This is a genomic window from Blautia sp. Marseille-P3087, from assembly GCF_900120195.1.
Lineage (GTDB): Bacteria > Bacillota > Clostridia > Lachnospirales > Lachnospiraceae > Blautia_A.
This window is the reverse complement of record NZ_LT635539.1, coordinates 898,390-909,157: the sequence shown is the minus strand read 5'-3', so window position 1 is coordinate 909,157 and position 10,768 is coordinate 898,390. Positions and strand designations below refer to the sequence as shown.

Genomic DNA, 10,768 nt, shown 5'->3' with positions numbered 1-10,768 from the left:
AGGGTATCAGAAGCAAATGGTCAAGCAGAAAGGGCACAGGGCGGATGCCTTGGCACTAAGGGCCGAAGAAAGACGTGATAAGCTGCGATAAGCTTCGGGGAGGAGCAAATATCCATTGATCCGGAGATCTCTGAATGGGGAAACCCACATGAGCAAACCTCATGTATCCATACGCCAATCCATAACGTATGGAGGGGAACCCGGGGAACTGAAACATCTAAGTACCCGGAGGAAAAGAAAGAAAACTCGATTCCGTAAGTAGCGGCGAGCGAACGCGGAAGAGCCTAAACCAGGTCGCGTGCGATCTGGGGTTACGGACTGCATTTAAGATTCTGTGATGTTAGTAGAACGGTTTTGGGAAAGCCGGCCAGAGAGGGTGAAAGCCCCGTACACGAAAACAGAGCAGACTGAGCAGGATCCAGAGTACCGCGGGACACGAGAAACCCTGCGGGAAGTAAGGGGGACCACCCCCTAAGGCTAAATACCACTTAGTGACCGATAGCGCATAGTACTGTGAAGGAAAGGTGAAAAGGACCCCGGGAGGGGAGTGAAAGAGAACCTGAAACCCTGTGTCTACAAGCTGTGGGAGTGCTTTATATGCACGACCGCGTACTTTTTGTAGAACGGTCCGGCGAGTTGCGCACACTGGCAAGGTTAAGGACTCAAGGTCCGGAGCCGTAGGGAAACCAAGTCTTAATAGGGCCAGAGTCAGTGTGGGCAGACCCGAAACCGGGTGATCTATCCATGTCCAGGTTGAAGCTGCCGTAAGAGGCAGTGGAGGACCGAACCCACATCCGTTGAAAAGGGTGGGGATGAGGTGTGGATAGGGGAGAAATTCCAATCGAACCCGGAGATAGCTGGTTCTCCTCGAAATAGCTTTAGGGCTAGCCTTGGTAGAGATTTGCGGAGGTAGAGCACTGAATTTCCTAGGGGGCGTCAAAGCCTACCGAAGAATATCAAACTCCGAATGCCGCGTAATTGCTTACCGGGAGTCAGACTGCACGAGATAAGTTGGGCAGTCAAAAGGGAAAGAGCCCAGACCTTCAGTTAAGGTCCCAAAGTGTACGTTAAGTGGAAAAGGATGTGGGATTTCGAAGACAACCAGGATGTTGGCTCAGAAGCAGCCATTCATTCAAAGAGTGCGTAATAGCTCACTGGTCGAGAGGTCCTGCGCCGAAAATGTCCGGGGCTGAAACGTACCACCGAAACTAAGGAATCCAGCAATNCGAAGGCGGGACCGATGACTGGGGTGAAGTCGTAACAAGGTAGCCGTATCGGAAGGTGCGGCTGGATCACCTCCTTTCTAGGGAAGATAAGTAAAGAATTGAATGTGTTTTACTGTTGAGTTATCAAGGACAATTGAATAACAACATTTCTGGTATCGATGCGCTTGTGGGAAACACCCGTTCCCATCCCGAACACGACGGTTAAGACGCAAGCGGCCGATGGTACTGCATTGGAGACGGTGTGGGAGAGCAGGTGGATGCCAGATTAAATGGGGATGTAGCTCAGTTGGGAGAGCACCTGCCTTGCAAGCAGGGGGTCGAGAGTTCGAATCTCTTCATCTCCACGCAGGATTTTCCGAATGCGCGGACAAAAGATGCTGATATAGGAGGAAGCTTGCTTCCGGATATAGAAGCAGATGTGGACGCATATGAGGATTCCCGTGACCGAGGAACTTGTTCCGAGGGCTCAGGGAAGACTGCATGAGGCAAATCCGGATGGAATCGAAAGATTTCAAAAATGGGCTTATAGCTCAGCTGGTTAGAGCGCACGCCTGATAAGCGTGAGGTCGGTGGTTCGAGTCCACTTAAGCCCATTGGCTTATAAGATTTAGCCGTGAGGTTAAGTGAGTAAGCCTGATATCGTACCTTGAAAACTGCATACATGTAAATTTGATTAACTAATCAAATATCCTTGATATACAAACGTAAGATAGGAAGACATCGATAAATTTTTTTATCAAAAGCAACGAGAATCAAAGACCGCTGATACCTACGCTAGGGTATCAGAAGCAAATGGTCAAGCAGAAAGGGCACAGGGCGGATGCCTTGGCACTAAGGGCCGAAGAAAGACGTGATAAGCTGCGATAAGCTTCGGGGAGGAGCAAATATCCATTGATCCGGAGATTTCTGAATGGGGAAACCCACATGAGCAAACCTCATGTATCCATACGCCAATCCATAACGTATGGAGGGGAACCCGGGGAACTGAAACATCTAAGTACCCGGAGGAAAAGAAAGAAAACTCGATTCCGTAAGTAGCGGCGAGCGAACGCGGAAGAGCCTAAACCAGGTCGCGTGCGATCTGGGGTTACGGACTGCATTTAAGATTCTGTGATGTTAGTAGAACGGTTTTGGGAAAGCCGGCCAGAGAGGGTGAAAGCCCCGTACACGAAAACAGAGCAGACTGAGCAGGATCCAGAGTACCGCGGGACACGAGAAACCCTGCGGGAAGTAAGGGGGACCACCCCCTAAGGCTAAATACCACTTAGTGACCGATAGCGCATAGTACTGTGAAGGAAAGGTGAAAAGGACCCCGGGAGGGGAGTGAAAGAGAACCTGAAACCCTGTGTCTACAAGCTGTGGGAGTGCTTTATATGCACGACCGCGTACTTTTTGTAGAACGGTCCGGCGAGTTGCGCACACTGGCAAGGTTAAGGACTCAAGGTCCGGAGCCGTAGGGAAACCAAGTCTTAATAGGGCCAGAGTCAGTGTGGGCAGACCCGAAACCGGGTGATCTATCCATGTCCAGGTTGAAGCTGCCGTAAGAGGCAGTGGAGGACCGAACCCACATCCGTTGAAAAGGGTGGGGATGAGGTGTGGATAGGGGAGAAATTCCAATCGAACCCGGAGATAGCTGGTTCTCCTCGAAATAGCTTTAGGGCTAGCCTTGGTAGAGATTTGCGGAGGTAGAGCACTGAATTTCCTAGGGGGCGTCAAAGCCTACCGAAGAATATCAAACTCCGAATGCCGCGTAATTGCTTACCGGGAGTCAGACTGCACGAGATAAGTTGGGCAGTCAAAAGGGAAAGAGCCCAGACCTTCAGTTAAGGTCCCAAAGTGTACGTTAAGTGGAAAAGGATGTGGGATTTCGAAGACAACCAGGATGTTGGCTCAGAAGCAGCCATTCATTCAAAGAGTGCGTAATAGCTCACTGGTCGAGAGGTCCTGCGCCGAAAATGTCCGGGGCTGAAACGTACCACCGAAACTAAGGAATCCAGCAATAGATTGGTAGAGGAGCATTGCATGCGGGAAGAAGCAGTACCGTAAGGAGCTGTGGACTGCATGGAAGAGAGAATGCCGGAATGAGTAGCGAGATAGAGGTGAGAATCCTCTAGGCCGAATATCCAAGGTTTCCAGGGTAAAGCTGATCTGCCCTGGGTAAGTCGGGGCCTAAGGTGAGGACGAGAGCCGTAGCCGATGGACAACAGGTGGAGATTCCTGTACTATGATATGACAGAACTGTGGGGACACGTGCAGAGAGCGGAAGCCGGGAACGGTATCCCGGTGCAAGCGAGGTACCAGATGCGTTGGAAAAACCGCGCATCAATGGGAAGACGTGATGCGGAGTGAAATTTAGTAATGAAGTCCGTGAGCTGTGCGTCAAGAAAAGCCGCTATTGTTCATACCATACCCGTACCGTAAACCGACACAGGTGGATGAGGAGAGAATCCTAAGGCCGGCGGAAGAAGCATTGTCAAGGAACTCGGCAAAATGACCCCGTAACTTCGGGAGAAGGGGTGCCTGCGCAAGCAGGCCGCAGAGAATAGGCTCAAGCAACTGTTTAGCAAAAACACAGGTCTATGCGAAACCGTAAGGTGAGGTATATGGGCTGACGCCTGCCCGGTGCTGGAAGGTTAAGAGGAGAGGTTAGCGCAAGCGAAGCTTTGAATTTAAGCCCCAGTAAACGGCGGCCGTAACTATAACGGTCCTAAGGTAGCGAAATTCCTTGTCGGGTAAGTTCCGACCCGCACGAAAGGCGTAATGATTTGAGCGCTGTCTCGACAATGCATCCGGTGAAATTGAAGTACCAGTGAAGATGCTGGTTACCTGCGCCAGGACGGAAAGACCCCATGGAGCTTTACTCCAGTTTGGTACTGGGATCCGGTACTGCATGTACAGGATAGGTGGGAGGCTATGAAATGGTAACGCCAGTTGCCATGGAGCCGCTGTTGGGATACCACCCTTGCAGTATTGGGTTTCTAACCAGCCGCCGTGACCCGGCGGTGGGACAATGCCAGACGGGGAGTTTGACTGGGGCGGTCGCCTCCGAAAGGGTATCGGAGGCGCCCAAAGGTTCCCTCAGGATGGACGGAAACCATCCAAAGAGTGCAAAGGCAGAAGGGAGCTTGACTGCGACACCGACGGGTGGAGCAGGTACGAAAGTAGGGCTTAGTGATCCGGTGGTATTAAGTGGGAATGCCATCGCTCAACGGATAAAAGCTACCCTGGGGATAACAGGCTTATCACTCCCAAGAGTTCACATCGACGGAGTGGTTTGGCACCTCGATGTCGGCTCATCGCATCCTGGGGCTGTAGTAGGTCCCAAGGGTTGGGCTGTTCGCCCATTAAAGCGGTACGCGAGCTGGGTTCAGAACGTCGTGAGACAGTTCGGTCCCTATCCGGCGTGGGCGTAGGATATCTGAGAGGAGCTGTCCTTAGTACGAGAGGACCGGGATGGACGGGCCGCTGGTGCACCGGTTAGACTGCCAAGTCTATAGCCGGGTAGCCAAGCCCGGAAGGGATAAACGCTGAAGGCATCTAAGCGTGAAGCCCCCCTCAAGATGAGATATCCCATCCGAAAGGAGTAAACCCCCTTGAAGACGACGAGGTTGATAGGGCAGGGGTGGAAGTGTGGTAACACATGGAGCTGACTGCTACTAATAGGGTGAGGGCTTGACCAAAAAGCTGAGACGAGCGGCTGTCGCTGAGCGTGGAGTGAGAAATGCTTGCATTTCAGAACGGAAACGTGAGGAGACAGACATTTGCGAAGCAAAAGGCACTGAGCAACGAAGTTGCGAGGTGACCAAGCTCGGCGAAAGCGAAAGCATGGTTAAGATGATCGATTGCTTAGTCAACATGTATGTGGTTTTGAAGATACGATAATGAAGCCGGAGCAGATAAAATCTGTTCCGGCTTTTTAGCGTTAAAATAAGAAAAATATCAGGAAAGGAATTTATCATGACATCCATTATACCGATCAACAGAGAAGAAATACTGGAGCTGACACGGAGAATGACATTGTCCCGGACTTCAATGACGCGCATTGCGGGAAGTTATATGGATTCAGAAGGTTTTATTGATGGAACGTTTAATACAAATTTTCTGAAACTCAAACCAAAAGAGAAGGAAAAAAATCTTGCGATAGCCAAAATAATTCCATTTTCGCCTACAAACAAAAATCTGAAACGATACATTCTTCCTGAGAACGCATGTCGACCGGGAGGAATCCGCCAGCTCCTTCTGGGCATGAAATCCAGTGCACTGAAAAATGATGCGCTTCTGGAAGCATTTTATGAATATGTGGCTGAAAAATATCATACAGATCATGAGTATGCGATATATCTTTTTCATAATACGTATGATATTCCTCTGAAGACATCAGATAAGAAAAATCTCTGGGAATCAGAAGAAATGTATGAATATCTTATCTGTGCAATTTGTCCGGTGAGTGGCGATTATGAGCCGGGAGAGCCGGAGTGTGGATTTTTGTTTCCGGCTTTTCAGGACAGAACAGAAGATCCAGACTACATTGATGTCTATCAAAGCAATCCAGATCTCCCCCAAAATGACTTATTAAAAATTTTACAGTTATGCGACTGATGAACGGATCACATAAATTTTCGAATACTGATGTAATAACTGACAATAAGAAGTACGGTAGCTCCTGTCCATGCAGCAATCTCTGCATAAAAAATGCCATTCTGTCCGATAAACTTCGGAAGCAGGAGAGCAACACCGACACGTACAAAAAATTCCACAACACCGCTCAGCATGGGGAGCATCGTATTTCCAAGTCCCTGAAGTGCAGAACGATAGACGTAGAGAAAATACAGAATGCAAAGGCAGGATGCCATGATCGACAGATAATGCCATGCAATTCCAAGAACCTGTTCCGCCTGCGTGGGATCACCGGAGATAAACATAGAAAGTAAAAATTTTCCAAAAAGAAACATCATGATACTGATAAATGCTGAAGTGAGAAAGGCAAGAAAAGCACTTGTATATATACCTTTTTTGATTCGGTCAATCTTTCCTGCGCCAAGGTTCTGACCTACGTAAGAGACAATGGCATAACCGTAGGAAATCGCAGCCATCTCAAGTACTCCGTAAAGCTTATTGGTGGCAGTAAAACCGGCGACGAAGAGAAAACCGTAACCATTGATGACAAACTGTACGGCAAGACCTCCGACGGAAATGATGACATCCTGAAAAAGGATTGGTGCACCAAGTCCGAGAAGCTTTCTGTTAAGGCCGGGTACTGTTTCAAAATCTTCTTTAGAAGTATGTACAATATCGATTTTGCGAACAATCATAAAACAATACAGTGCGGAAAAAGCCTGAGCGGTAACGGTTGCAAGCGCAGCTCCGGCAACACCCCAGTGAAGTACGGCAACAAAAGTAAGATCCAGAATAACGTTGATCAGAGCTGCAATGATCATGGCAATCAGCGGTGTGCGGCTGTTTCCAAGAGCTCTCAGCACAGACGCAAAAATGTTATAAGCCGCAACTACCGGAATTCCGCAGAAAACAATCCGCAGATAGATCAGAGACATTCCGATGATATTATCCGGTGTATTTAAAAGCAGCAGGATCCATCTGGCTGCAAGCTGGCTGACAATCAGAAGAGAAATCGCAGTAATGGCAGTAAGCAGATAACTGTGAGCGACAGCTTTTTTGAGATCATTCCATTTACGTGCACCGTAATGCTGAGAGATCAAAATAGAAAATCCCTGTGTGACACCTGTGGAAACACCAAGAACCATCCACATGATCCATTCGACAGCACCGAGTGCGGCAAGAGCCTGTACTCCGGCAACCTGTCCGACAACAATCGTGTCAACCATCGTATATAATTGCTGAAAAATATTCCCAAGCATCAACGGTACTGCAAAAAGCAGAATAAGCTTCGCCGGAGAACCCTTTGTCATATCCCGAATTTGAGCAGACATAAAAACCTCCAATATTCTGTGTATAAAAGTAATTATAAACTAAAATTGATGTTTTGAAAACAGTTACAGAAATCATCAGGGAGTGGAGCTTCCAGTGAAATCCATGCATTGTTAAACGGATGCCGGAATTGGATCTTCCATGCATGCAGGGCTGTGCGATGAAATACAGGCTGTTCGGATAAAGAATCTGCCGGAAAAGTTTTCTGATACAAAGTATCTCCAAGAAGCGGATGCCCGAGAGCCTTCATGTGGACACGGATCTGATGCGTGCGTCCGGTATCCAGCTTTAAAGTTACGATCGACCAGTCTGGTGACCTGTAAAGAACCTGGTAATGTGTGACAGCAGAAAGCAATGTTGTCATACCAGCCAGAGGTGTCACAAAGTCAGCAGATTCAGGAACAAAAGAACTGCCGAAATCAGTTATTGCTTCCATCCGCAATGGATGATCTGCTGTTTTTCTGATCGGAAAACAAACCGTGTGCCACGCAGTATTCGATGAAGCACTTGTATCATCAGAAAAACTTCCCATTACTATGGCAATGTATTGTTTATGAAGAATGCCGGACTCACGTTGAGCCTGAAGCCGCTGTGCAGACACCTGATTTTTTGCAAATAAAACAATACCGGAAGTCTCTTTGTCGAGCCGTCCTATCGGGCGGACGCGGCAGGAGACTTTTTTCTTATGAAAATATCCGGATACCTGATTGGAAAGTGTGTCTGCGTAATGTGCACCGGAAGGGTGAGTAAGTATTCCGGCTGGCTTGTTTACTGCGAGAATATCTTCATCTTCATATAAGATTTCGAGAGGATGTGCATCTCCACAAAATGACACCAGATGATTCAAATCGTTTTTGGCAGCCTCGATACAGATCATGATCTGATCATTGGTCTGTACGATATCGGTTGTCCGGCATTGCACACCGTTTTTACGTATCCCGTCCGCTTGAAATTTGGCACGGCTGATCTGCCTTTTTGTGAGACCGAGAGCGGTGCGTAGAACTTTTTCGACAGTCTGTCCGGTCATATGTTCTTCAACGTCGAAAGTAATATGTTTTTCCATAAAAAAAATTCCTTTATCATATGAGTAAGATTCATTTTATTCCAGTATTCCTATATTTGGCGGGAGTTTGATATTCTTGTATGTGTGGAGCAGTTTTTCCAGGTCATGGATCACAGGAGTAAGAAATTTGTTTTTGTGATAGACAAGTTTGAATTTACGGTTCCATTCGCCATTTTTGTTATAGAAAACACGAATTGTATTGTGGCGGATCTCATGTGTCATAAGGCGAAGCGACATAACAGAAAGTACCTGGTCATAGAGCACAGCATTTAAAAGTGTTCGAGGGCTGTTTGCTTCCCAGACCGTACGAACAGAAATCTGATGTTTGGCAATATAGTCCTCAAAAAGCTGTCGGGTTCCGCTCCCCTGCTCTCGCATTGCAAAGCCTTCTCCTGCAAGATCCCGAATCTGAATGCAATTTCTATGATATAAAGGATGATATTTGCCGACGGCAAGTACCAGACAGTCATCAATAATCGGGAGAACGGTAAGGTCAGGAGAAAGAATTTCGCCCTCTACAATTCCAACGTCAAGTTCAGCGCGCAGAAGTTTCTGCTCAATGTCCTTGGTATTACTCACATAAGAATGGACGTGGACATCCGGAAGGTCCTTTTGAAGTTTCGGAATTAGGAAAGGAGTGAGGCAGGTTCCGACTGTAATCGTAGAACCAAGTTTCAGAATCTGAGATTGTCCCTGATTCAGCATCAGCTCCTCAATCTGTCGAAACTGCTGAATCAGACTGCGGGCCTGAGAAAGCAAAAGTCTGCCACGTTCTGTGAGGTAAAGCTTTTTACCGAGACGTTCAAAGAGAAGTCCATTGTAATGTTTTTCCAGCTCACGGATTGCCTGACTTACGGTGGGCTGCGATAAATACAGAGAAGCAGCAGCAGCACTCATGGAACCCTGGTCAGCTACCGCAACAAAAATAGTCAGATGTCGTATCGTCATATGATATGCTCCTTTTATAGAAAATACCTATTATTTCTATAAAATAATATCATTTTTCAAATACATACTCAAGTGGTATATTATGAAATGCAAATCAAAATATGAAATGAGATGAGGGAAATACATGTCAGCATTAACAGTAAGTAAAGAGGACGAAAAACGAGTAAAAGGAATGGGATTTCTGAATAACCGCGGAACAGATCTTTTTTCCGCACGGGTCCTGACGATAAACGGAAAAGTAACGGCAGCGCAGCATCGTTGTATGGCAGAAGCTGCAGAAAAGTTTGGCAGCGGTGAACTTCTATATACAACAAGACTTTCTGTGGAAATTCCGGGAATCCCATATGAAAAGATTGATGAATTTAGAGAGTTTATTGCCAAAGAAAATCTGGTGACAGGAGGAACAGGAGCAAAAGTCCGTCCAGTCGTATCCTGTAAGGGAACAACCTGTCAGTATGGCCTTCTGGATTCCTATGCAATCTCAGAGGAAATTTATAAACGCTTTTATGAAGGATACAGAGACATTGTACTGCCACACAAATTTAAGATTGCAGTTGGCGGATGTCCGAACAACTGTGTAAAACCGAACTTAAATGATGTGGGAATCATCGGTCAGCGCATTCCGAAAGTAAATACTGACATTTGCAAAGGATGCAAAAAATGTGCGATCGAAGCAGCCTGTCCAAACAAGGTTGCAAAAGTAGTGGATGGAAAAATCACAATTGATGAGACAAAGTGTCGACACTGCGGACGCTGTGTTGGAAAATGTCCGTTCCACACAATCGAAGATGGTACATATGGTTATAAGATTTATGTCGGCGGACGCTGGGGGAAAAAAGTATCAAAGGGCAGAGCACTCAGCAAAATTTTTACTTCCAGAGAAGAAGCACTTGATGTCGTTGAAAAAGCGATTCTTTTTTTCAGGGATCATGGAAATAAAGGGGAACGTTTTGCAGAAACAATAGAGCGCATCGGTTTTGAAAACGTGGAAAAAGAATTGATTGGATGAGCAATATCTGTTAGGATAAAGGTAGCAATTCGATTCGGAGATGAAGAGTATGGAACAGAAAGAAAAAAACAGTATCATTAAAAAACTGATTGATACACATACAACAATTTCTACGATGGAAAGTTGCACATCTGGTATGATTGCATCCACAATCACAGATACAGAAGGTGCATCCGCAATTTTTCCGGGAGGCTATGTCACATATCTGAATGAGACCAAAATCTTTATTGGTGTTGAGAAAGAAATTATACAAAAGTACGGGGTATATTCCAAAGAATGTGCAGAGGCAATGGCAAAAACAGTACAGGAAAAGTTGCATACGGATATTGCTGTCGGAATAACGGGAACGACCGGTAATATTGATCCAAATAATTCGGACAGTGTGCAGGGAGTTGTATATTTTTGCATTCGCATAAGAGATAAAGTAAATACTTTTGAAGTGCATGCAGAGGTTACAGGACTGGAGCGTCATGAAATTAAGCAGATGTATACCGATATGGTATTTGAAAAGCTGGAAACACTTGTGATGTAGAGAAAAAAAGTGTATATTTAAGAAAGACTGCAGAATATATGGTT

At 46.5% G+C, this 10,768-nt stretch carries 6 protein-coding genes, 2 tRNA genes, 2 rRNA genes and 1 other annotated feature; of the genes, 7 read left to right on the top strand and 3 right to left on the bottom strand.

Annotated elements, in window-relative coordinates:
* Window positions 1-17: 17 nt before the first annotated feature.
* Window positions 18-1,343: a sequence feature (23S ribosomal RNA rRNA prediction is too short), on the top strand.
* Between the two features lie 31 nt (window positions 1,344-1,374).
* The 5 genes from rrf (at window position 1,375) to BQ7344_RS04395 (ending at window position 5,825) form a co-directional block, all read left to right on the top strand.
* Window positions 1,375-1,492: ribosomal RNA gene (gene rrf, locus BQ7344_RS04415) — 5S ribosomal RNA — on the top strand.
* Between the two features lie 5 nt (window positions 1,493-1,497).
* Window positions 1,498-1,570: transfer RNA gene (locus tag BQ7344_RS04410), tRNA-Ala, on the top strand.
* Between the two features lie 175 nt (window positions 1,571-1,745).
* A tRNA-Ile gene (locus tag BQ7344_RS04405) sits at window positions 1,746-1,819 on the top strand.
* 200 nt (window positions 1,820-2,019) lie between these two features.
* Window positions 2,020-4,907: ribosomal RNA gene (locus BQ7344_RS04400) — 23S ribosomal RNA — on the top strand.
* 276 nt (window positions 4,908-5,183) lie between these two features.
* Complete coding sequence (locus BQ7344_RS04395) at window positions 5,184-5,825, top strand: DUF4317 family protein (protein ID WP_072521582.1); 642 nt, start codon at window positions 5,184-5,186, stop codon at window positions 5,823-5,825.
* Window positions 5,826-5,833: 8 nt separating this feature from the next.
* Here the strand turns inward: BQ7344_RS04395 and BQ7344_RS04390 are convergent, their stop codons facing one another.
* From BQ7344_RS04390 to BQ7344_RS04380, 3 genes are read right to left on the bottom strand one after another with little or no spacing between them, the layout of a single operon-like run.
* A complete protein-coding gene (locus BQ7344_RS04390; RefSeq protein WP_072521581.1) occupies window positions 5,834-7,174 on the bottom strand; it encodes an MATE family efflux transporter in 1,341 nt (446 codons plus the stop codon).
* 32 nt (window positions 7,175-7,206) lie between these two features.
* Window positions 7,207-8,235, bottom strand: coding sequence for an RluA family pseudouridine synthase (locus BQ7344_RS04385; RefSeq protein WP_072521580.1), 1,029 nt, complete (start codon window positions 8,233-8,235; stop codon window positions 7,207-7,209).
* Window positions 8,236-8,271: 36 nt separating this feature from the next.
* Complete coding sequence (locus BQ7344_RS04380) at window positions 8,272-9,183, bottom strand: LysR family transcriptional regulator (protein WP_072521579.1); 912 nt, start codon at window positions 9,181-9,183, stop codon at window positions 8,272-8,274.
* A 124-nt stretch (window positions 9,184-9,307) separates the two neighbouring features.
* Here BQ7344_RS04380 and BQ7344_RS04375 point away from each other — a divergent pair, with 124 nt between their 5' ends.
* On the top strand, window positions 9,308-10,192 hold the full coding sequence (locus BQ7344_RS04375) for a 4Fe-4S dicluster domain-containing protein (protein ID WP_072521578.1): 885 nt from the start codon (window positions 9,308-9,310) through the stop codon (window positions 10,190-10,192).
* Window positions 10,193-10,241: 49 nt separating this feature from the next.
* Window positions 10,242-10,724, top strand: a complete 483-nt coding sequence (locus BQ7344_RS04370; protein ID WP_083585482.1) for a CinA family protein — start codon at window positions 10,242-10,244, stop codon at window positions 10,722-10,724.
* The last annotated feature ends 44 nt before the right edge of the window (window positions 10,725-10,768 follow it).